The organism is Ignavibacteriales bacterium, assembly GCA_026390815.1.
Lineage (GTDB): Bacteria > Bacteroidota > Ignavibacteria > Ignavibacteriales > SURF-24 > JAPLFH01.
In genome coordinates, this window is sequence record JAPLFH010000033.1 from 281014 (window position 1) to 304459 (window position 23446).

The following is a 23446-nucleotide window of genomic DNA, read 5'->3' on the forward strand; positions in this document are numbered from 1 at the left end:
TAAGATGGCAGTAAAAAATTAAAAAAAGAAAATGGACGAACTAAAACTAAAAATAACAAATCCGCTAAAACATCTTGAGAACAGTGCAGAGGTTAATTCCCGGTTTTCACCGGAAAAGAAAGAGAAGCTTGCAACTGCTGCCAAGGATTTTGAATCGTTGATGACCCAAATGATGTTGAAAAGCATGAATCAAACTACCGGTGGATTATTTGGAGAAGAAGGTTATGGCGGCGATACGATGGATACAATCTTTGAATCTGAAATTTCTAAGTATATGACTAAATCCAAAAGCCTTGGAATTGCCGAGACTATTTATAAAAAGATTACCGGTGAAGATCTTCCTAATTTAAAAGTGGAATATCCTGGTGTTAATAAAACCAAAATCAATGATTTTATTAGAAGCTATTCTCCGGATACTACTAATTCGGTAAAACCAAGCGGGCAATCGTTAGAAAGATTAGACAAATTTGAACCAATAATTAATGAAGCCGCGGATAGTTTTGGCGTTAGCCCAAACATTATTAAATCCATTATCCTTGCAGAATCTGCTGGTAATGAAAAAGCTCGTTCAAGTGCTAATGCTAAAGGGTTAATGCAATTAATAGACTCCACGGCTTCAAATATGGGCGTAAAAAACGTTTGGGATCCAACCCAAAATATTCAAGGTGGCACTAAATATTTCTCAAAATTGCTTCGACAATATGATGGGGATTTGAATTTAGCTTTAGCTGCCTATAATGCGGGACCAGGGAATGTGGATAAGTATAACGGAGTTCCGCCCTTTAATGAAACTCAGACTTATATAACGAGAGTGTTGGGCTACTTAAAACACTTTGAGGAATAAAATGAATACAAAAGAAATATCCAATTGCTTAAACACGGAATTGGAAATATTGAATAAATTGAAAAGCAGTGCAATGGAAAAACAGAAAGCATTAATTTGTTCAGACAGTGGCGGTATTGATTTGTTTACCCACCAGGAAGAAGCACTTCTTGCTGAATTAAGAAAAGTGGAAGCTGATAGATTGAAACTGCTTAATAATGTTAAAGATGAATTTCAACTTATGGAAATTAATAACCAGCAGTTTAAACTTAGCAATATACTTGCAGGTAAGATAGTAAAGGAAGATCTGGATACAATTACTTTGCAGGAATTTCATTTAAGAAACATTATTATTCAGCTAAAGGAAATTAATCAACAGAATCAATTATTGGTGCAGAACTCGTTAGAATTTATTAATGAAACTATGCTAACACTTCTTGGAACCCGGAAACATTCGCTTGTTGATAGAAGAATATAATTTGTTAAATAATATTTTTTTTATAGTCACAAACTTTCGGGTTGGAATTAAACTTCAAAAAAAATTGTGCAAAGATACGCGGTTAAGATAAAAATATGAGTATTAGTAAAATATTAGACATTTCAAGACGCAGCTTATACGTTTATCAAAGAGCTCTGGATATAACTGCTAACAATATTGCAAATGTTAATAATAAGAATTATACCAAGCAGCAGATTGTTTTTGGTACGGTTGCACCGGATAAATCTGATAAGTTTAGTGTTGGTGATGGCGTAACCATTGCCGATGTACAGCGGCAAAAAAATCAGTTTACAGAAACCCAGATAAGAAACTATTCTCAAAATCAATCATACGATGAAAAAAAGGCAAACTTATTAGGCAACCTGGAAACTATTTTATCGGAGCCTTCAGAGCTTGGTCTTTCTAATCAATTAAATTTATTTTTTAACTCCTGGCAGGAATTAAGTGTAAATCCTCTTTCTACAGAACTTAGGGCAAATGTAATTCAAACTGCCCAAAACTTTTCTGATAAACTTCAAAAAGTTTATGATGGTTTCTCTTCGCTTAGAGGTAATTTGAAAGAGGAAGCAGTTGATAGTGTTAATCTTATAAATAAATACACTGAAGAAATTAAAACGTTAAATGAGGAAATATTTAGAGCAGACATTAAAGGTTTAAGCTCAAGCGATTTGCTTGATAGAAGAGATGAATTGATTATTGAGCTAAGCAAAATGGCTAACATAAATGTTTCAATAGATAAAGATAATATGGCAAGCATTAGTATAGGCGGAGCTTATGCTGTAGATCGGTACCATAGTATTAAATTCAAAGCTGTTGAAAATGAAAATGGTTCTCTTTCAATTCAATCGGAAGACGGGCAGCGGACTTTACAGATTAATAAAGGATCCCTGGGGGCATTAGTTGAGTTATCCGGAAAAACTATTCCTGGTTATTTGAAAGTGCTGGATTCAATTGGTAATTCAATTATGAGTGCTGTCAATTCAGCGCATACAAAGGGTTATACAAACACACAACCTCCATTAAACGGTATAAATTTCTTTGAAAGCTACGACTCCGGACAACTAAAGATCAACAAAAATATTTTAGATGATTTGAACTACATTGCAACATCGGCAGATGGAACAGGCGGAAATAATGATATTGCAAAACAAATAGCCGCACTTAAAGATGCTAATGTTGTGGATGGAATGAAATTGAGTGAAAAGTATTCCAACTTTGTGGGTGAATTGGCAAACAGCATAAATGGAAGTGCACATAATACCGATTCCTATAATTTGGTTTTGGATCAATTAGAACAGCAAAAATCATCCTATTCCGGCGTATCTACCGATGAAGAAATGGTGAATATTTTAAGATACCAGAAATCTTATGAAGCGGCAGCAAAACTAATTAAAATTGCAGATGATTTGTTTCAGACTTTACTAAATACGGTTTAATACAAATGCGTGTAACAGATTTTATATTGCAGAATTCTTATTTGAAAAATCTCAACGCTCATAGAGTTGAGCTTAATAAAATTCAAAAACAAATAACAACGCAGCAGAAAATCAATCAACCTTCAGATTCTCCGCTTGGTAGTGCCAGGTTACTTCGTTACAGCGGGCAGCTTGGTGATATTTCCACCTATCAGAAAAATGTTCAGAACAGTTCTGCTTTTGTTAATAAAACTATGTTATCGCTTCAATCAATGCATGATATTGCAGTTAATGCTCAAACTGATTTGGTGAATCTTGGCAATCCTCTCATTAAAGATTCTTATAAAGATTATTCTGATAAAATGGATTACTACATCAAATCGATTGTTGATTTGGCAAATTCGGATTACGACGGTAAATCTTTATTTGCAGGTACTTCTCTTACAACAAAACCTTTTTCTTATGATGATTCAACTGGTCAGGTTTCAGTTACTAGTTCAGATATCAGCGGTGCACATAAAATAAAAATTTCTAAAGCATTAGACCAGCAGATTAATATTCCTGGTGATGAACTATTTATGTCTGCTCTTAAAAACTCCGGAAACTTTGATGTTAGTGCTGCAGATGGAACAACAACAACCCTTGTTAACACAATTAACGATGCTGATGGAAATGTTTATAACATTTCTATTGCATATACAAAAAGTGCCGCAAATAATTATTCTTTACAGTATAACATAACGGATTCTGATTCCAACGTGATTAAGACTGAATCGCATTCTCTTGAATTTAATTCATCCACCGGAGCTTTAAAATCAATTGATGGTGGTTCACCTTCTAAAATAAATGTAGAGATAGATTCTCACAAAATTAAAATGTTGATTGATCCAACAAAATTGGTAGAATCAAATAAAGCAACAAGTATTACACAAGCGCAGAATATGAAAGGTGATGTTTTTGATACTCTAAATGCAATTAAGAATTTGCTAAAGAATGGAGAAAAACCAAATGCAAACCAAACCAGCCTGGTGGATCAATTTGCCTCGGTAATTCTTAACAAAGCCTCTGAAGCCGGAAATGTTTACAATCGCCTTTCAAATTCTACAGAGCAATTGCAATATGAATCAACTGAATTACAAAAAATGGTTTCCACGGAAAGAGATACTGATGTAGCACAAGCCGTACTGGATTTACAAAATCGGCAATATGCTTTGGATTTATCGTATAAAGTTTCTTCCATGATTTTGCCTAAATCATTGCTGGATTATCTGTAATGTTTAAAAAAAATTATGGTTCTATTAATGGTTTGTTATTAGGAATAATTTCTATCTTCGGAGCTTTTCTAATTGAAGGCGGATCATTTAAAACATTGTTCTTGTTGCCCGCCATGATTATTGTTTTTGGCGGTACTTTTTCTGCGGTTATAATTGGGTATGGGTTTCAGAGATTTAAAAAAATATTTTTTTTAATTCACTTAGCATATTTTCCTAAAAAGTACAATCTAAAAAAAGTAATTGACCTGTTCTTTGATATTGCAATAATTATTAGACGTGATGGAATTCTTGCAGTTGAAAAGGAAATAAATAAATTTGATCATTACTTTTCACGTAAGCTGATGCGATACATGCTTGATGGAGCAAACGAAGCGGAATTGGAAAATTTAGCGCAGTATGAAATTAAAGCGATGCAAGAAAGACATTTTTTGAATATGAGTATGTTTGCAAAAATGGGTAGTTATGCTCCAACAATGGGAATAATTGGTACTGTAATGGGTTTAATTATGACTCTGGCAAATGCCGGCGCAGATCCAAATACGTTAATAAGAAATATAGCATCAGCATTTATAGCTACATTGTGGGGAGTTTTTTCAGCAAACATTATGTGGCTCCCTATTGGAGATAAATTAAAACAATGTCATATAGAAGAGAAAAATTTGATGGAAGTGGTAACGGAAGGAGTACTGGCTCTGAGAAGTGGGGAAGTCCCATCTCTGATAAAGACACGCTTAGCGAGCTCCCTTCCGCAAAAAGAACAAGAAGAGTTAATCGTAATTTAAATAATGAATCTCTGTTTCCGGAAGAGAACGATAGAGACAGATACATTATTACTTATGCCGATTTAATTACACTCTTACTCGGACTTTTTATTATTCTATATGCTTCTTCCAATATTGATGTAGCAAAATATCAAAAGATGATGACGGCAATGGGAAGTTTTTTTGGCAATGATTATAAAACTAAACCTGCAGGTTTTCTGAAGGAAAATTTGAATGGAAGTAATGCAATATCCTTAAAGGACAAAGTGAACAGTCTTGTTAATAAATATAACCTTAGTGCCGCAGTAAAAATTTCCAGTACAGAAAGAGGAGTTGTGGTAAGAATTCATGATGACATATTGTTTAATTCAGGCAGTTCAGAACTTGGGAATTATTCAAAAATAATACTTTCAAATGTTGCTAAAGTACTTAAAGAACTTCCAAATGATGTTAGGATTGAAGGACATACAGACAATATTCCAATTAGTACATCCTCAATTTTATCTAACTGGCATTTGTCTGTAAGTCGTGCAACAAACACAGCATTTTATTTAATGATGAACGAAGGACTTCCGCAGGACCGGGTTACAATTGTTGGTTATGCTGAATACAAACCTGTTGATTCCAATGAAACCCCGCAAGGAAGATCAAATAATAGACGTGTTGATATTGTAATATTAAATTAGAGAGATAACATGAAAATCAATAGTATTCATTTTGGTGAAATTGAATTTGAAGAAAATTTAATAATTCAATTTTCCGAAGGGATAATCGGCTTTGAAAAGCTGCAGAAATTCCTTTTGATTAATAACAATAACGGATTATTTTTATGGCTAACATCCATTGATGAACCGGATATAGTTTTTCCGCTTTTTGCCGTAGAGGCGCTTTACAATAACTTTCCACAAGTTGAAGGATTTGAGACTTTTGGAATAGTTAAATTAGACAGAGAACCGGGAAATATTACCATTAACTTAAAATCGCCGGTTTACATTAGCGAAAAAACTAAAAATGGTTTTCAAAGGATCATTGATAGTGATAATTATCCTATCAATTATAACTTATTTAAGAATGAGTAGAATTTTATTATGCTAATTTTAACACGAAAAGAAGGCGAGAAAATCTATATCGGTTCCGATATTAAAATAACTATTATATCGGTTGCCGATAACCAGGTGAAGGTTGGTATTGAAGCCCCGCCTGAGTTGAAGATTCTTAGAGAAGAGCTTTATGAAAAAATAAAGCAGAATATAATTGAATCTAAACTGCAAGTAGAACCAAAAGTTGATAAACTTTCTAATCTTAAGTTGAATAAAAATGAATAAGTTGCTTGGTGGTGTTAATAAAAAACTTATCAGAATTCTTGTCATTGATGATTCGGAAATAATTCAACGGGTATTAAAATCTTTTTTACAGGATTTAGATATTGAAGTTATTACCTGCTCAAATGGATTAGAAGGAATACAAGTTGCGGTTGAAACAAAACCGAGCCTGATCTTTCTCGATCTTATGATGCCAAACCTTGATGGAATAAAAATGCTTCAGCTTAAACAGGTTTTGGCTGATATAAAGAATATTCCCGTAATCATTATCAGTGCAAATGCTAATAAGCAAAATGTCTTCACTGCAATAGAACTTGGTGCAACTAAAGTAATTTCAAAACCACTTCAAAAGGATGTGATTCTTAAAGCGCTTAAAGAAGTTTTCCAGGAAGAACTTTTTTCTACTACGAATGATAAACATATTTATGAAAATGGTTATGTAGAATTACCAACACAGGATCAAGAAAAAGCACAATCCGATTTTCAAAATGAACTGGTAAAAATGTTTTTAAGCAATTTCTCAAATCAAAAGAAGCAAATAGTTGGCGCAATTGGCAATAAGGATAAAAGACTTATTAAAAGTGTAACGCATGATATTAAAGGCGCCGGCGGAACTATTGGTTATAATCAAATATCGGAAATAGCCTCTGTAATACAGGATAGAGAAATAAATTCAGATTTCGATTGGTTCTTTGTTCAGGTAAAATGCGAACAGTTGTTCAAGGAAGTTAGAAAAATAGAAGATTTAATATTTGGTAGTAACTAAAAATGCTCGTAATAATTGGAATCGTTATAGTTTTCGCATCAGTTTTAGTCGGCTTTTCTATTGCCGGTGGCAATGCACTTCTATTACTTCAGTGGGCTGAATTTTTAATTATTGGTGGGGTTGCAATTGGAAGTCTTCTTATCTCCTCACCATTATCAGTTATAAAAAAAATTGTTGCTGCTATTCCTAAAATATTAAGCAATAAAGGATATACTAAGCAAGATTATCTTGATCTCTTAAAATCATTTTATGATTTATTCCTGGTTGCTCAACGCGATGGTTTACTGGCAATAGAAAAACACATAGAAAATCCAACTGAAAGCGAAGTGCTTTCGCAGAACACAAAATTTCTTGCAAACACAAAAGCAGTTTCTTTTTTTTGCGATACTCTTAAAGTAATGCTGTCTGGTGGCGTTCCTCCGCACGATATTGAAGAATTAATGGAAGTTGAAGTTGATACTTTTGAAAAGGAAGGAAAACCCGTTCCGGCAATACTTACAAAAATAGCAGATTCATTTCCGGGGATTGGTATTGTTGCAGCCGTACTTGGAATTATTGTTACAATGGCAAGCATTAATCAGGGGGCGGAAGCGGTTGGTCATCATGTTGCAGCTGCGCTTGTTGGAACTTTCCTGGGTATCTTATTATCGTATGGGTTGTTTAATCCAATTGCTACAAATATAGAACTGTCGCAGGAAAATGATGTCCGGTATTTGGAAACTATTAAAGCCTGCATTGGTGCATACGCTAAAGGAAATCCTCCCATAGTTGCTGTAGAAATTGCCAGAAGAACAATCTTTTCTGATTATCGTCCTTCATTTACAGAATTAGAAAATTTTATCCGTGGTAAAAAAGAATGAGCGGTAATTTAGAAGAAAATGAAAATCAACCAATAATTAAAAAGAAGAAGCGGGCTGCTGAAGGTGGGCACCATGGTGGTGCTTGGAAAGTTGCTTATGCTGATTTTGTTACTGCAATGATGGCACTCTTCATTGTTCTTTGGGTGATGGGACAAGATGCAAAAGTTAAAGAAGCAGTAGCTAGCTATTTCAAAAATCCTTCTGGAATTAGTACAGGTGTTGGCTCTGGATTACTAAACGAGGGGAAAAAAGCTTTTGGTGAAACTAAAAGTGAAGAGATTATTAAGAAAGAAATGGAAAAAGAAAAACTAGTGCAGATGGGAAATGACCTTCTTAACCAATTAGAACAGGATACGGAATTTAAAGACATATTGGACCAAGTGAATATAGAATACGTAGATGAGGGAATGCTGATTGAACTTATGGAATCTATGCAGGATGCTTTTTTTGAAATCGGTACAGCTAACCTTAATCCAAAGGCTTTCGATCTATTAAAAACAATTGGCAGTAAAATAGCCAAGTTAGATAACAGTATAATTATTGAGGGACATACCGATGCAAGACCTTATGAGAATGGTGGGCTGGGTTATACAAATTATGAGTTAAGTACAGATCGTGCTAACTCTGCCCGCAGGGCATTGATTATGGGTGGAGTTAAAGAAGTACAAATAAATGAAATCCGGGGTTATGCTGATAAAAAATTAAAAAATCCGGGCGACCCATTTAGTATTGTCAATCGTAGAGTGAGTATTATTGTTAAATATACAGGAACAAAATGAAAACTAATATTTTGGTAATGGAGGATGACACATTTACACAGCAGTTTTATGGATTACTGTTCAACCGCGCCGGTTTTGATTCTATAATAACCGACGAAGGAGACAAATTTATTGAAACTCTTGAAAATGAACAGATTTCCATTATTATTCTCGATCTGAACTTGAAAAATACTTATCTGAAAAATGAAAGAGTCGATGGAATCTCTCTTGCCAAAAAAGTAAAAGAAGATTCCCGGTTTGCTCAAATTCCAATATTGATCGTCTCAGCATATAAAAATTTAACAAATGGAAGAAATTTTTTAGACGAAACGGGAGCAGAAGATTATATCCTAAAACCGATTTCTGATTTTAATGAATTACTAAAAAAGGTGAATAACTTAAAACTGTTTTAATTTTGATCTTAAATTTTGTTTAGTTGTAAAACCTTTTTTAATACGGCTATACTAAATAAAATTTTTAGAAATAAATTTCCAGCCGTATTAACTTATCACCGTCATTTATCCTTAATCTAAATTTCAATCCCTGCAAAATTTATTTTATTTAATATCGATAACATTTTAAAAAGAAATTGTTAGAAAAAATTACAAATATTAACCCGGACTCCAACTATAAAGGAGAAAAGAAAAGTGGAAACTTTTTACCGGCTTTTTCTAAGGCAAACAAGCATTTCGATTTGGGAAATGATGCAATTCATATATCTCCCGCAATGCACTTTGTTCTGGAAAAAGGCTGGCATTTAAGGGAATTAAAGGAATTTAGTGGAAGAAAAATATTTGTTTCGTTTATCTTTGTGGATTTTGAAATTCAAAGTGAGATTGACTTTGATAAACTTTTACTAAGTAAAAAAATCGTTTATAAAATAATTAAAACTAAAGAACTAAATGGCAGCCGACGTAAACTAATGTTGGTGCTTAACTTTAACTTAAATAAGAGTTTCGAAATCATAGATGATCAGAATTTGTTATTTAACCTTAGAGAACTTGAAATTTTATTTGATAGGATATCACAACTTGATATCAAATCAGAATTAAATTGTTTTGATACTTCTGCAATTAGAAATCTAATGGATGATATTTATAAAGGACTAACTTTTGAATTTAATTATATAACAACCAACCTCTTACTGTTTTTTGAAAGAGTTACAAAACTTAATTGCAGGTTTATAAAACAGGAAGAAGAAATTTCTGATGTTATTAAAATAGAAAAAATAGTGGCAGTTGAAATTGAGTAAAAAACGTGAATAGTATAGATCAAAAATCAAAATCATTTTCTTCATTTAATGAATTTAGAGCCCGCGGGCAATATTTCAACTCTAAACCGCTGGTTATAATAAACAACTTTTGCATTATCAAATATGGCAACACTGCTTTCCAAACAATATTTTCATTATCGGATGGTGAGGATCTTTGTAATATAGAATCTGATCTTCAGCTTTCTTTCCTGATAGAAGGATTTGCAAAAAGTAAGTATAATAGTTTTCATTTCGATTTAGTGCTTTCAGAAAATGTCAATTTTCATGATAAAGCTTTTAAGGTTGATGTTGAACGAGCTTTAATTGAAAACCAGGAATATTTTATCCTGCTGTTCAATTCCATTGAAGAACAAAAGAAAATTGAAGAACGGATTTATTACCTCATAAATGCAATTGATTATGGTCAAGTGGCTATAGTTATTACTGATAAATGGGGTTTCATAAAATATGTTTCCAAATCATCAGAAGAAATACTTAACAGAAATATTGAACAGCTGTTTAACTCCTTTTTGCCGGAAGTTTTAAATGGATTCATTTCGATAAAGGAAGTGCAGTTGTTGGAAGATTCGCTACGTGAAAAAATGGATTGGCAATGCCTAAGTTCTGTTCAAAATTCCAAGGGAGAAATTTCTTATCGTAAGCTGAAACTTTCCCCCGTTCAAAAACATTTTGATGATGTTTCCAATTACATCCTTACTTTTAATGATGTAACAGAACACATCAACAGTGAAGAAAAATTGAGAAAAGCATATGAAAAAGAAAGTCAGTTAAACAGGCTCAAATCTGCTTTCCTTGCAAATATGTCGCACGAAATCCGAACACCTTCTACTGCAATAATTGGATTTGCTAATTTGTTAAGAGATGATATAAAATCCGGAGATACTTCCACTATAGTAGAGCTTGTTGATTTTCTTGACGAGGGTATTCACAGGATGGTGCGACTTTTTGATAATATAATTGAAGTCTCACTTTTAGAATCCGGCGATTTTATTTTAGATATTCAAACTGAAGACTTGAATGAATTAGTAAAACGATCTTGTTCTAATTTTTATGCTCTTGCAGAAATCAAAAGGATCAATTTCACTTTAAGTTTTTCTGAAGCGCCAGTATTTGTTGAAGTTGATAAAATGAAATTTAATAAGATAGTTGATTCGTTAATTGATAATGCAATTAAATACAACAAAACAAATGGACATGTAACAATAAGTACAAGTGTATCTCAAGACTTTGCGAATTTAATTATCTCCGATACCGGACGTGGAATAGAAAAAAATAAAATTGAAGCTATCCTGCAACCTTTCGTTCAAGAGGAATTTGAAGGACATAAAAGAACTTTTGAAGGTGCTGGTTTAGGCTTAACGGTTGCGAATAAACTTACCAAAGCATTAAAAGGCGAATTAAACATCCTAAGCCGGAAAGGTGATGGCACTTCCATTGTCTTAAAATTTCCACTTGCTAAAACTTAACTTATAAACCATAGTTATTGAAATAAATGGATAATCCAAATTTATCCCCACAAGAAATAAATAATGAAGTTGTATTCAGGAATGAAAGAAGTTTCTATCCGAATGGCAAACTTAAAACGGATTACTTCTTTACTGATGGCGAGCTGCTGTTTAAGGAAGTAATTTATGCTGAGAATGGCGCCATAAAGGAAATAATAAATTATCGAAGAGATGGCACCGCCTGGGGTAAACAAGTTTTTGAAAGTGAGGTGAAGAAGAGCGGATTATCGATGACTTATTATGAAGATGGTAGCATTCAAAGTCAAAAATATTATATCGATAATAAAGTTCATTGGTCGGAAAAAATATTTAATCGCAATGGTCAATTAAGCGAAGTTATAGGACATTTAAAGGGAATAAAAAATGGTTTAAACATTTTATATGATGAAAAGGGGAATAAGCATAGCGAGATTAACTATAGATTCAATAATCCAGATGGTCAGGCAAAATTTTACTATGCCAATGGGCAACTTAAAGCTGAGATGAATTTTGTTAAGGGTAATAAAACCGGAATATCAAAAATATTTTTTAAGAATGGCATATTAAAGATTCAGGAATCTTTGCACAATAACATGCGCAATGGTGTTACAAAAACTTTTTATGAAAGCGGTGGTGTTAAAGAAGAATGGAATTTTAAGGGTGGAGTGTTGGACGGCAATTCAAAATTCTTTTATAAAGATGGCTCTGTTTATGGACAAAAGAATTTTAAGAATGGTTTGGAGGAAGGAATTTCCAGGCTGTATTACAAGGATGGTAAGATTAAAGAAGAAATAACTTATTCAAAAGGAATTAAATCCGGCACAAATAAAATTTATAAAGAAGATGGAACGTTAAACAAGGAAATTATTTACGCTGAAGATAAAATAATTGAAGAAAAGATTATTCCGGAAAAAATTGAAAAAAAGTTAGTAGAAACTAAGGTGGAAATAAAATCTAAAGAAACCATCAGAAAAGAAGAAAGAAAAAGGAAGCTTATTCGCAGTGCAAATTATGCTCTTCTTTTTGCAGTTTCAATAGTAGTTATTTATGTTATGTACATTGTAGCATTATATTTTATTTAGAAAATATTAAATCAACTGGTTTATTGAGAAAGAAATTATCCACCACATATTGGTAGAACAGTTTACAGTTATACAAAACTGTTATAAGCCACAGTTCTTTCATTTTGATAAAGATTTTTATAAAAATTACGATAATTGTTAGTGTGAAAAATAATCTAATGGAGTAATAACTAAAATGGAAATTATTAATACAAAAAACGAAAAATCCGATTTGTTGCAGTTAGTTAGTTTTAAAATTGGGGCTGAGGAGTTTGGTGTTGATATTCTAAAAGTTCAGGAAATTAATAAAATGACTCAAATAACTAAAGTGCCAAATTCACCCGCTTTTGTAGAGGGCGTTATTAATCTTCGCGGCAGAGTAATTCCTATTATAGAATTGCGAACCAGATTAGGTTTAGAAAAAATTGAATATACAAAAGATACCAGGATAATAGTGGTGGAGCTTGAAGGTAAAACGGTGGGATTTATTGTTGACGCCGTAAATGAAGTTCTTCGGATTCCTTCTAGTATAACAGAGAAACCACCGGAACTGGTTGCCGGAATTGATTCGGATTATATCACTGCAGTAGGTAAACTGGAGGATCGGTTACTAATTCTACTTGATTTAGAAAAAGTATTGAAAGAAGAGGCAAAAGAAAAATTGGAAGTACTTTCCAAAGCAACTGTTTAAATTTTAGAAGTGATGTAAATTTTAGGATTAGAAAAAATTTTATAAATTAAAAGAATACCCCGATATTAAAAAAAGAACTGAGTTTAATAACCAGTTCTTTTTTTTTTTCTAAAATTAGTTTTAAGGAAAGATCTAATTTAAGCTGCTTTCTTTTAATACGGAATCGTAATGTGGCAGAGTGAAATGAAACGTAGTACCAGATCCCACAATGCTTTCAACCGATAACATTCCCCCATTTTTTTCAATCATTTCTTTGCAAATAAGCAGCCCAAGCCCGGCACCCTTTTCTCCGCTTGTTCCAGTAGTTGAATATTGAGAATCCAGGGTGAAGAGCTTCCTGAGGATTTCCTGTTGTATACCTATACCATTATCTGTAATGCTGGTTTTAATAACTGAACCCTGTTTTTCAGTTGAAATTTTTATTTTACCTCCACTAATAGTAAACTTTATGGCGTTAGAAATAAGATTTTCTAAAATGGAATTTACCATGTTTTGGTCCGCAAAGACATTTGATTTCTCTTCTATATGATATTCGATTGAAATATTTTTTTGTAAAAGATTTGGCGATAAAAGATTAAAAACATAAAGGATACTTTTTTGAAGATCTAATTGTGCCGGTTGATGCGCAATGTTTCCAATCTGTAACCTTGACCACTCCAATAAATTTTCTACATACTTAAAAATATTTACAGTTGAAACATGAAGGTTATCGATTAGTTTTTTAATTTCGCTTTTATTTAAATTTTCATAATCGGAAACCAGGTAGCTTGATAATCCCAGCAATCCGTGGAAAGGGCTGCGCAAATCGTGCGATACGATAGAGAAAAATTTATCCTTACTTTTGTTTAACTCCATAAGTTCGTCATTATATTTTTTTATTGCCGATTCCGCCTGCTTTCGTTCAGATATATCTTCCTGAACAATTATAAGGTTGGTAGCCGTACCACTTACATTTAAAACCGATGAAACTGAAATAGAATCCCAGGTCATTCCTTCATTTTTTTTAATTCTAACAAATTCCTGTCTCCAGGTTTTCCCTTCAACAATTGATCGCATTAGTTCGTTACGATTATCTTCAGACATTTCGTTTTTCTTGAATATATAAAAAATACTTCCGATAATTTTGGAACTTTCCATTTCAGATTTTTCAAGAAATTTATTATTTACGTATTCAATAATTCCCTGTTGATTTGTAATAATAATTGAAACCGGACTTTGTTCAATTGCCCGGGAAAGTTTAATTAATTCTACCTCGGCTTTTTTCTTTTCACTAACATCACGAAGAACAATAACGTAACCTTCCTTTATATCTTTTTCATTTTTAATTGGTGAAGCGTTTTCTTCAATATGAATTCTCTCACCATTTTTGGTAATAAGTAAATTGTTCTTTTTGATTGGTAAAACAGATTGCTCTTCAAGTACTTGAGTCAGTGGAAGAACAAATTCCCCACCCTTTATTACACTTATTATTTTGCAAACATCATCGATGGGTTTCTCCAGAGCGTCATTCAATTTCCAACCTGTAAGGTTCTCTGCAACCGAGTTCATAAATACAATGTTTTGGTTTATGTCAGTTGAAATAACTGCATCGCCAATGCTTTTAAGTGTTGTAGTTAACCAACGGTCGCTTTCCTTAATTTTTCTTTCAGTTTGATTTTTATATAAAGCAATTTGAATACTGATGTTTAATTGACGTTCTTCAAATGGTTTCAGTATGTAACCATAGGGTTCTGATACTTTGGCTTTTTTTAGTGTTTCAGCATCGGTGTAAGCAGTAACGAAAATAATGGGGATACTTTCTGTACATTTAATAATTCTGGCAGCTTCAATACCATCCATATCTCCCTTTAGCATAATGTCCATCAATATCAAATCTGGTTTTAATTGATGTGCTCTTTGTACAGCTAATTCTCCTGTTGATACCACATCAACAACCTGGTAGCCCAATCCCACAAGTCTTATTCGTAAGTCTTCAGCAATTATTGATTCGTCTTCAACAACTAAAAGTTTATATGTTTGCATATATCACCGGTATATTTCCTATTTATCGGGTGTAGGAAACCACCATTCTCACTTATTTATAGTCGTTTTTTTTTTGATAGATGATGGATTGTTCTTTTTGATTCTTATTCTTGCACCCAGATACAATTTTTTCGTTCCCCTGGTTTATGAATATGAACTCAACATAAAATCAAAGGATTTTAAATGCAGAGTAAAGCTCAAAAAGATTATCCAAGAATCCCTCATAGTAAAATTACGAAAGTCCTTTCTGTAATTCGAGACTTTTATTTTACTTTGTTTAAATTAAAAAGCCGTCTTAAACTATTAAGTTAAGACGGCAGAAAAAAAATGACAATGAACAGTTTATTTTATAACAAGCTTTCCATTCGCTCTTACAGAATAAACACTTTTATCAGTTAGCTTAAATTTCTCTATCAGCGCCTGAAGGTTTGATGTTTGTCCATTCAGGTCTTCTGCAGATTTAGCAATTTGCTGAATACCAGAAGCAGTTTCCTGTGTTATACTATTTATACCTTCAATGTTCTTACTTATCTGTTCAACTCCAGAACTTTGTTCCTCACTTGCCGCCGCAACCTGGGCAACTATATCACTTACCTTATTAGACTCTGCAATGATCTCTTTTAAAACTTCGCCAGCCCGATTAACTAATTTCTTGCCTTCCTCTACTTCTTTAGTTCCTTCCTGGATGGATTGAACAGCCTCGCCTGTATCTTTCTGAATAGTCTTTATCATCCCGGCAATTTCTTTGGTTGCTTTTGTTGTTCTTTCGGCAAGTTTCCTAACTTCATCTGCTACAACTGCAAATCCGCGTCCCTGTTCGCCGGCTCTGGCAGCTTCTATAGCTGCGTTTAAGGCAAGCAAATTTGTTTGATCGGCAATATCATCAATCACCTGAACAATCTCACCAATCTTATCGCTGTTTTTTCCCAAAGCATAAACGGTCTCTGCAGATTTTGATACAACTCCAGAAATTTTATCCATTCCAATGATAGTTGCTTTTACAACATCACCACCCTCTTTAGCTTTCTTACCTGCATTCTTAGCAGTTTCTGCAGCGATAGAAGTATTTTTGGTTGTTTCTAAAATTGTTTTACTCATTTCTTCTACAGCGCTTGCAATGTCTGTTGTTTGACTGCTTTGCTCTGATGAACCAGCCGCCATTTCTTCTGCACTTGAAGATATTTGTGTTGCAGCAGAGGCAGTTGCACCAATAGCTTCACTTACTTCAGTCAATGCTTTATTAAGTGATTCCGCTACAGTGTTAATACTATTTGTAATTATCTGATGATCGCCCTGGTAATTTCCATTTACTCTTGCCGTTAAATTTCCATTGGCAAGAATAGTCAATACTTCTGATCCATCTTTAACAGGAGTTATTACAGCATCTAAAGTTTCATTTACACCAGAAATAATTTCTTTATAGCTGCCTTCAAACTTTCCAACATCTCCACGAATTGATAATTGTCCGGTAACTGCAGACTTAGTTAATTTTGTTAATTCATCTTCCAGTGAAGTTAAAGTTGATACCACAGTGTTAAGCGCTTCAGCTAATTTATCTTCAGATGAGTTGGAATTTAGCTTTACTAAATTTCCCCTGGAGATATTAAATGCTGCATCAATTTTTTCTTTTTGGGCAGATTGAAGAATTCTAAGTGCGTTAGCAAGCTCGCCAAATTCATCATTGGAATTAACATCGATAGCTTTATCGAAATTTCCTTTGGCAAATTCTCCAATTACTTCTTTCATTCTGTTTATGGGTCCACTTAACGCCGGAGCAATTTTAAAGGCGGATATTAGAAAAACAATCGTTCCTAAAATCATTCCTATAATTATGAACGTAGTGGATAAATTAATATTACTATCAACGTTTTTACTTAACACATCAGATTTTTTATTAAGTACACTATTTATTCCTTCGAATTTCTTTTTTAATAATGAGCCTACTTCACTACCGGAAGTAACAGAAATAATTGCTGCCATTTCATAATTTTTTGTAACCCCGGCACTCAATATGCCATCTGCAACAACATTTTTATAATTTGTCCATGTTGCTTGTACTTCATTTAAACTGCTGATCATTTCATCATCAAGCTCTCTCTTTGTAAGTGAGAGTAGTAATTCATCAATTTTAGATTTGCTTTTATTAACTGCTTCTATGTTTATGTTTAAATCCGATTCAAAACTTGGGATAGAAAATTTTAATAAGTTAAACTGAAGAATATTATATTCGGCATAAATATCTTCTATAATTGACTTAGGCTCAATATATCCACTATAAATTTCATTTTTATTGCCCGCTGTTTTTCTTAGCTGGATAAAATCATTAATTACAATTATTGCAGCTACTGCAGCTATTGCTAAAAAAGAAATCTGAATTTTACGTACGAACTTAATATTCTTAAAAAATTCCATTTATTACCTCAAAAGTATGATTTCCTCTTATAGAAAGAGTTACGGTGATTTAATTAAGCTTAAAATTTATTGCAAGAGATAATTTAACTTTTAATGCAGCTCCTTTGTTTTTACCAGGAGTAAACTTGCATTTTTTTACAGCTTCAATAGTTGCTTCATCGCAACCAGCACCAATACCCTTAATCATTTTCACATCATCCACACCACCCTTATCGTTTATATAAGCCAGCACATAAACTTTTCCTTCTATTCCAGCTTGTTTTGCAATTGTTGGATAAGAAATTAGCTTTTGAATGGAGCCCATTCCACCTATAGGACTTGGCATTTCTTCTGCAAATGCGGCATATTCTTCATCTCCAGGCAAAAATTTAGGCGAGCTTGCTGAAGTTAAAGTATAAACCTGGAAGAAAGTAAAAATAAAAAGCAGCGTAAACTGAAGAGTGTTCTTCAATGTGATTTTTGTAAGCATGTTTCATCCCTGAAAAAATTAATTAAATCCTTGTTGTATTATCGGAATGTTTTTTAATAATCTTTAGTGGTTTTAAGAAATAATTCCAATTGATTTTGTGGAAAACTATGCTTGAAATAGTTTTATTGTTGGACAATTAATGCCCGGTAAAAAATATGAAGTGGATTTTATCGCCATTCTTTAAAATGCGCTATTTTTAAAAGGATAGAAGCAGTTTAAATTGTCTTATATGAATGGTGATGGCTAAGGCAAAATGGATTAATGAGAAAAGTTTGTCTTATATAGAAGCAAATCTTTTTTTAATGCCCCCAAAATTAATTCTGCGAAAAATAGAGGTAACCTTTATCAAATGCTTCTAAATTTAATTCAACAGTTCCTTTTGGTACAGAAACTTCAACTGCTTTTCGCATTGCGTCTTTATCAATAATATTTGTTACGGCGGTAGCAAAGCCCATCATAATAATGTTAAGCACCATCTTTTTGCCAAGTTCTTCTGCAATACGTGTAGCAGGAATGGAAAAGTGTTTTAAATCTTTTCTTAGGTTTAATGGATTTACTAATTCTTCTTCTGTTATCAATATTCCACCTGGAGCAAGTTCCGGAGAAAACTTAGTATAAGCTTCCTGCGACATCACAATCATTATTGATGGGGAAGTTATATATGGATAATCGATTGGTTTTTGATCAACTATTATTTGTGCACTGCAAGAACTACCGCGGGCTTCTGGTCCAAAGGATTGAATCATGGTAGAATGTTTGTTATCATAAATTGAAGCAGCTCTTCCAATAATGTAACCGCTTAGGATTACTCCCTGTCCGCCAAATCCACCAATTTTAATTTCTGTTCGCATAAAAAATCCTTTAATTAACTTATTCCTACCAGAATTATAGTTTGAGACCGCATAAAAATTATTTCAACCGTTATAAACTTTATAATTATCGCCAAACTTTTTTTGATAATGCTCATTCATTGCATCCAAGTAAGTTGGTTTTTCAATATCAACAAACTTTCCAATTACAATTTTCCCCTGGAATTCCAGAGGAATTGATTTAGTATCTGCTCCATGCTGAATTACACTATTCTCTTTGTAATACATCATCTGGCTTAAACCATCGCCCAGCTTATTCCTTCTGCTGTAAAGTGTTGGGCAAGGCGCTAAAATTTCAATAAATGAAAATCCTTTTTTAAGTAAAGCTTCCTTCATCGATTTTTGCAATTGCCTTACATGAAAAGCTGTCCATCTTGCAACGTAAACCGCACCGCACGATTCCGCAAGAAACGGAAGGTTGAAAGTCTGTTCATAATTTCCGTGTGGTGATGTTGATGCAATTGCACCAAGTGGAGTTGTAGGCGCAACTTGTCCGCCAGTCATTCCGTAAATAAAATTGTTGATTAGGATAACAGTCATGTCAACATTTCTTCTGGCAGCATGGATGAAATGATTTCCGCCGATAGCAGTCAGATCGCCATCACCACTGTAAACAACAACTTTTAATTCAGGATTAGAAAGTTTTAATCCGGTTGCAAAAGGAATTGCTCTCCCGTGCGTTGTATGGAATGAATCCAGGTTCATATATCCGGAAACTCTACCAGTACAACCAATGCCGGATACAATTGCAGTTTTGGTTAAATCAAGACCACTCGATTCTAATGCGCGCGCAAAACAATTTACTGTGGTTCCAATACCGCATCCAGGGCACCAGATTGATGGCATTCTATCCATCCGCAGGAAAGACTCAACCGGATTCATCGGCATAGTTTGTTTTATTAAATCAACATCTTCTAATACAGCCATTTTATTTTATCCTATAAACTTTTCTTAATCGCGTTGTAAATATCTTTTGGATTATGAACAGATCCACCACCGTGTGGCACGAGCAATACTTTTGCTTTACCAGAATTACATCGCTCAACTTCAAGAACCATTTGTCCATAATTTATTTCCGGAACAATAAAAGATTTTATTCTGCCAGCCAATTCTCTTATATATTTTTCTGGAAATGGCCAGGCAGTAATTAACCGCAAATGCCCAACTTTAATACCTTCATTACGTGCCTGCTCAATTGCCGGAATTGCAACACGAGAAGTTATGCCGTAAGTAATTACAACTACATCAGCACCATCAACTTCATCTTCTTGGTAATCAATAATTTTATCTGCATTTACTTTAAGTTTATTCACAAGACGATGAACTAATTTTTCCTGTGTAGCAACCGTCATAGAAGGATAACCGCGCTCATCGTGCGTTAATCCTGTTACGTGGATATTGTAACCATCACCAGCTTTAATAATTGGAGGAACCAAATCCTCATCCGCTTTAAATGGAAGATATTCTTCCTTTGCTCCTTCAAAATATCTGCGTGGATAAATTTTAATTTCTTCTGCAGGTGGAATAGCAACTCGCTCGGTCATATGTCCAACGCATTCATCCATCATTAACAAAACCGGAACACGGAATTCTTCAGATAAATTGAATGCCCTAATTGTAAGATCGAAACATTCCTGCGGAGAATTTGGGCAGAGAGCAATTATTCCATAATCACCATGCGAACCCCAGCGAGCCTGCATCATATCTCCCTGTGCCGGTGCTGTTGGTAATCCTGTGGATGGTCCAGCACGTTGAACATCAATAAACACACACGGAGTTTCTGTCATCGCGGCTAAACCAATGTGTTCCATCATAAGTGAAAAGCCAGGACCAGAAGTTACAGTCATCGCCTTCTTTCCACCCCATACTGCTCCCTGTATAGCAATCGAAGAAGCAATCTCATCCTCCATTTGAATGAACAATCCACCAACAAGTGGGAATCGCTCGGCAATTCTTTCAACGACTTCTGTAGAAGGAGTAATTGGATAACCAGCTACAAAACGGCAGCCTGCAGCAAGAGCTCCTTCGCTGCACGCATGGTCACCATCTATAAAGTGATACCCGGCTAATACACCGGATGGATCTGCCTGAACAAATTTTTTCATAGTTTATTTTCTTTTTATTCTTAATCCGTAAATAGCAAAGTCTGGGCAAAGTAATCCGCACATATCGCAGCCTGTGCAAAGATCGTTGGAAACAAGTGCCGGCGGGTGATATCCTTTAGCGTTATATTGATCTGAGAATCTAAGTGCTTTTGGCGGGCAGAATTCAACACAAAAGCCGCAGCCTTTGCATCTTTCAACACTTATTACAACAGTTCCCTGGACTTTCTTTTCTGTTACCAATTTATTTTCCGGAAGTGAAGTCATCTGTTAACCTTAGAATACTTGTTTATATAAAAATTGATTTATCAAATTATCGGAGGAATCACTATTTAGTTGAAAGCGAACATTGGTTAGTTTTGTATGAGTATTAAAAAGCATTAAGATCAAATTTATTTTTGACAAACTTAGTATAAATTTTTATCAAATTAAAAATGTTGGGAATAAATCTTTGCTAACTTAATTACAGTGTTATTTTAATAATTAAGGTAGAAATACATCTTTTATTTTGTTTTGAATGCTATTTCACTCATCCGGTAAAATATTTTAGATAAACAACGTGGTTTCGATCATTTTAATAATTTATTCGTTTTCTTTCCATTTATTTAAGCGGAAAGAAAAACAATCCGGGATTTAGAAAAAATAATTGTCTTCATTAGTAAAAATTAAACTTACTGGTTAGAAATTGAAAAGTAGTTTATATGAAATGCTGTGTTCTTTAAACTTGAATTACAGATTTGTATATTGAGGATGCTAATATATGATCTTGACAATACTAAATAAATTTCAAGGTGAATTTTGGCTGCTTCATATTACCACAGGTTCGATTATCCGTTTCCGCTTTTATACAGGAAGCATTTAAATTTTATTATAGAATTAGTCATTCAATTACAAAACAATATAGTGTGGTGTTAAATGAAAAGATTATTTGTGATACTTTTGTTATCTGGTTTCCTGATGCCTTTATATTCACAATCGGCAAAAGATATTTTTACTACAAGCAAAATGACCTGGTATGGATTAGATTTTTCAAATGTAAAACTCCTTGGTGCCGCCCACTTTAGCAATCCCAAGGAAATAAGAGATTACTATTTTGAAGCAATAAATAATGTGGTTGTTACAGAGAAAAGCAAATACGATTTAGCCGAGTTTTTTAGAAAAAGTGAAGTGAATTATAATCTTAGTGTTGTAAAAGCAAGAAATGCCGAGTTGGATATTGAAAAAGCTCTTTCGGATAATCCAAGTGATATTAATTTTCTTAATAATGAATTAATTGAAGAAATAATAAAGGAGTATAAATGTGGATCCGATGAAGGATTAGGCGTAGTTTTTATAATAGAAACTCTTAGCAAATTGATTGATATTGGAGAAGCAACTATGTTCGTTACTTTTTTTGATATTTCTACAAAAACAGTGCTTTTAACTTATAGAATGACCGGCAGAGCAAAAGGTTTCGGTTTTAGAAATTATTGGGTTCGATCTGTTTTTAGTGTGCTTAAAGATATAGATGATAAATATTCTTATTTAAATGACGCTTATAACAAGTAAGATATTGTAATAAATTAAATAAACGACAGCTTATTGATTATAGAATCTTTTTTAAATTTATTGTAACTTGCAAACGTAACTAAATAATTTTTTTACAAATTAAAGAGGATAAGATGAAAGCATATCTAAAATATTTCTTCATCATTTTCGCCGGTGTTTTATTCTTTTCAGGCTGTGGTTCTAACATAATTCTTAAAGAGGGCGGTTTAGATTTCCTTAAAGGGCAATCTGTTTTGAAAGTTGAATATAATTACGAAGGTATGAAAGTAGGCGATCTTACTGAAGAGGAGTACACTCAAAAAAAAGTTGCCGAATATAATGAAAAGGAAAAAGGTAAAGGTGATGAATGGTTGAGAAACTGGAAAAGAGACAGAGCTGATAGATTCCAACCAAAGTTTGAAGAATTGATGAACAAAAATCTGGAAGGTAAAATTAAGGTTGATCCGTCAGCTACTTCTGCTAAATATACCTTGATTCTAAAAACATTGCTTTCCGATCCTGGATGGAATATTGGCATTATGCGAAGAGATGCTATGATTAGAACAGAAGCTATTTTTGTTGAAACAGCTAACCACAACAATATTTTAACAGTAATCGAAATTAAGAAAAGTCCCGGTGGAACTTTTGGAGGATTTGATTTTGATTCAGGTTTAAGAATGCAAGAATCTTATGCTAAATGTGGTAAAACATTAGCTAACTATTTGATGGATAATTTATAGAATCTTCTGAAAAATTAATAATTGGCAAGTGTCATTCCCACAAACCTGACTACTGTGTCTGTTGCAGAACTTGTCATTCTGAATGAAGCAAAGCGAAATGAAGAATCTCTATGCTAATAATGGGACTTACTCTTATTTGGGGGTTAGATTCTTCGCTCATAACCCTGCCTACCGGTCAGAGTCTGTTGCAGAACAGAAGAAGTGGCAGAATAATTGCGATAAGAAAGGAGAAATAAAACAGAGTGAAAAAAGAATGTTGGGAAGAAAGAAATTTGAGCCAAAATTAATGTATGCAGTTAGTCTGGAGGACTTGGTACC

At 33.5% G+C, this 23446-nt stretch carries 26 protein-coding genes; 19 read left to right on the top strand and 7 right to left on the bottom strand.

The window, feature by feature from the left end; translation table 11 throughout:
* Positions 1 to 31: 31 nt before the first annotated feature.
* The 16 genes from NTX22_11065 to NTX22_11140 all read left to right on the top strand — a co-directional run bounded on the left by NTX22_11065 (position 32) and on the right by NTX22_11140 (position 12987).
* Positions 32 to 844 carry a transglycosylase SLT domain-containing protein gene (locus tag NTX22_11065; protein ID MCX6151057.1) on the top strand — a complete coding sequence of 271 codons (813 nt, stop codon included), beginning with the start codon at positions 32 to 34 and terminating at the stop codon, positions 842 to 844.
* A 1-nt stretch (position 845) separates the two neighbouring features.
* On the top strand, positions 846 to 1301 hold the full coding sequence (gene flgN, locus NTX22_11070; GenBank protein MCX6151058.1) for a flagellar export chaperone FlgN: 456 nt from the start codon (positions 846 to 848) through the stop codon (positions 1299 to 1301).
* Positions 1302 to 1396: 95 nt separating this feature from the next.
* A complete protein-coding gene (gene flgK / locus NTX22_11075) occupies positions 1397 to 2758 on the top strand; it encodes a flagellar hook-associated protein FlgK (protein ID MCX6151059.1) in 1362 nt (453 codons plus the stop codon).
* A gap of 5 nt (positions 2759 to 2763) precedes the next feature.
* Entirely contained in the window at positions 2764 to 4011 is a 1248-nt protein-coding gene (flgL, locus tag NTX22_11080; GenBank protein MCX6151060.1) for a flagellar hook-associated protein FlgL, read from the top strand.
* A complete protein-coding gene (locus NTX22_11085; protein MCX6151061.1) occupies positions 4011 to 4793 on the top strand; it encodes a MotA/TolQ/ExbB proton channel family protein in 783 nt (260 codons plus the stop codon). The genes flgL and NTX22_11085 overlap by 1 nt, the downstream gene beginning before the upstream one ends.
* A gap of 11 nt (positions 4794 to 4804) precedes the next feature.
* Positions 4805 to 5458: an OmpA family protein gene (locus tag NTX22_11090; GenBank protein MCX6151062.1), complete on the top strand. Its 654-nt coding sequence runs from the start codon at positions 4805 to 4807 to the stop codon at positions 5456 to 5458.
* 9 nt (positions 5459 to 5467) lie between these two features.
* Complete coding sequence (gene fliW, locus NTX22_11095) at positions 5468 to 5851, top strand: flagellar assembly protein FliW (GenBank protein ID MCX6151063.1); 384 nt, start codon at positions 5468 to 5470, stop codon at positions 5849 to 5851.
* Between the two features lie 9 nt (positions 5852 to 5860).
* The gene (gene csrA / locus NTX22_11100; GenBank protein MCX6151064.1) at positions 5861 to 6097 is read left to right on the top strand and encodes a carbon storage regulator CsrA; all 237 of its coding nucleotides are present in this window, start codon (positions 5861 to 5863) and stop codon (positions 6095 to 6097) included.
* The gene (locus NTX22_11105) at positions 6090 to 6860 is read left to right on the top strand and encodes a response regulator (protein ID MCX6151065.1); all 771 of its coding nucleotides are present in this window, start codon (positions 6090 to 6092) and stop codon (positions 6858 to 6860) included. The genes csrA and NTX22_11105 overlap by 8 nt, the downstream gene beginning before the upstream one ends.
* 2 nt (positions 6861 to 6862) lie before the next feature.
* Entirely contained in the window at positions 6863 to 7720 is an 858-nt protein-coding gene (gene motA / locus NTX22_11110) for a flagellar motor stator protein MotA (GenBank protein ID MCX6151066.1), read from the top strand.
* Positions 7717 to 8499, top strand: coding sequence for an OmpA family protein (locus tag NTX22_11115; GenBank protein MCX6151067.1), 783 nt, complete (start codon positions 7717 to 7719; stop codon positions 8497 to 8499). Before motA ends, NTX22_11115 begins: the two co-directional genes overlap by 4 nt.
* Complete coding sequence (locus NTX22_11120) at positions 8496 to 8891, top strand: response regulator (GenBank protein ID MCX6151068.1); 396 nt, start codon at positions 8496 to 8498, stop codon at positions 8889 to 8891. The genes NTX22_11115 and NTX22_11120 overlap by 4 nt, the downstream gene beginning before the upstream one ends.
* 176 nt (positions 8892 to 9067) lie before the next feature.
* A complete protein-coding gene (locus tag NTX22_11125; GenBank protein MCX6151069.1) occupies positions 9068 to 9730 on the top strand; it encodes a hypothetical protein in 663 nt (220 codons plus the stop codon).
* Positions 9731 to 9735: 5 nt separating this feature from the next.
* Positions 9736 to 11217 (top strand): PAS domain-containing sensor histidine kinase, encoded by a 1482-nt coding sequence (locus NTX22_11130; GenBank protein ID MCX6151070.1) that lies wholly within the window; start codon positions 9736 to 9738, stop codon positions 11215 to 11217.
* A 26-nt stretch (positions 11218 to 11243) separates the two neighbouring features.
* Complete coding sequence (locus tag NTX22_11135) at positions 11244 to 12317, top strand: toxin-antitoxin system YwqK family antitoxin (protein MCX6151071.1); 1074 nt, start codon at positions 11244 to 11246, stop codon at positions 12315 to 12317.
* A 175-nt stretch (positions 12318 to 12492) separates the two neighbouring features.
* Positions 12493 to 12987: a chemotaxis protein CheW gene (locus NTX22_11140; GenBank protein ID MCX6151072.1), complete on the top strand. Its 495-nt coding sequence runs from the start codon at positions 12493 to 12495 to the stop codon at positions 12985 to 12987.
* A gap of 132 nt (positions 12988 to 13119) precedes the next feature.
* Here the strand turns inward: NTX22_11140 and NTX22_11145 are convergent, their stop codons facing one another.
* From NTX22_11145 to NTX22_11175, 7 genes are all read right to left on the bottom strand, one after another.
* The gene (locus NTX22_11145) at positions 13120 to 15009 is read right to left on the bottom strand and encodes a PAS domain S-box protein (protein MCX6151073.1); all 1890 of its coding nucleotides are present in this window, start codon (positions 15007 to 15009) and stop codon (positions 13120 to 13122) included.
* Positions 15010 to 15351: 342 nt separating this feature from the next.
* A complete protein-coding gene (locus NTX22_11150; protein ID MCX6151074.1) occupies positions 15352 to 17421 on the bottom strand; it encodes a methyl-accepting chemotaxis protein in 2070 nt (689 codons plus the stop codon).
* A 49-nt stretch (positions 17422 to 17470) separates the two neighbouring features.
* The gene (locus NTX22_11155; GenBank protein ID MCX6151075.1) at positions 17471 to 17890 is read right to left on the bottom strand and encodes an energy transducer TonB; all 420 of its coding nucleotides are present in this window, start codon (positions 17888 to 17890) and stop codon (positions 17471 to 17473) included.
* Between the two features lie 314 nt (positions 17891 to 18204).
* Positions 18205 to 18741 carry a 2-oxoacid:acceptor oxidoreductase family protein gene (locus tag NTX22_11160; GenBank protein ID MCX6151076.1) on the bottom strand — a complete coding sequence of 179 codons (537 nt, stop codon included), beginning with the start codon at positions 18739 to 18741 and terminating at the stop codon, positions 18205 to 18207.
* Positions 18742 to 18804: 63 nt separating this feature from the next.
* The gene (locus NTX22_11165) at positions 18805 to 19686 is read right to left on the bottom strand and encodes a 2-oxoacid:ferredoxin oxidoreductase subunit beta (GenBank protein MCX6151077.1); all 882 of its coding nucleotides are present in this window, start codon (positions 19684 to 19686) and stop codon (positions 18805 to 18807) included.
* A gap of 11 nt (positions 19687 to 19697) precedes the next feature.
* Positions 19698 to 20864, bottom strand: a complete 1167-nt coding sequence (locus NTX22_11170) for a 2-oxoacid:acceptor oxidoreductase subunit alpha (protein ID MCX6151078.1) — start codon at positions 20862 to 20864, stop codon at positions 19698 to 19700.
* A 3-nt stretch (positions 20865 to 20867) separates the two neighbouring features.
* Entirely contained in the window at positions 20868 to 21128 is a 261-nt protein-coding gene (locus tag NTX22_11175; GenBank protein MCX6151079.1) for a 4Fe-4S binding protein, read from the bottom strand.
* A 648-nt stretch (positions 21129 to 21776) separates the two neighbouring features.
* Between NTX22_11175 and NTX22_11180 the strand changes: the two genes are divergently transcribed.
* From NTX22_11180 to NTX22_11190, 3 genes are all read left to right on the top strand, one after another.
* A complete protein-coding gene (locus tag NTX22_11180; protein MCX6151080.1) occupies positions 21777 to 22409 on the top strand; it encodes a hypothetical protein in 633 nt (210 codons plus the stop codon).
* Positions 22410 to 22522: 113 nt separating this feature from the next.
* Positions 22523 to 23128 carry a hypothetical protein gene (locus NTX22_11185; protein MCX6151081.1) on the top strand — a complete coding sequence of 202 codons (606 nt, stop codon included), beginning with the start codon at positions 22523 to 22525 and terminating at the stop codon, positions 23126 to 23128.
* 97 nt (positions 23129 to 23225) lie between these two features.
* On the top strand, positions 23226 to 23446 hold a 221-nt coding region (locus NTX22_11190; protein ID MCX6151082.1), incomplete at its 3' end, for a hypothetical protein.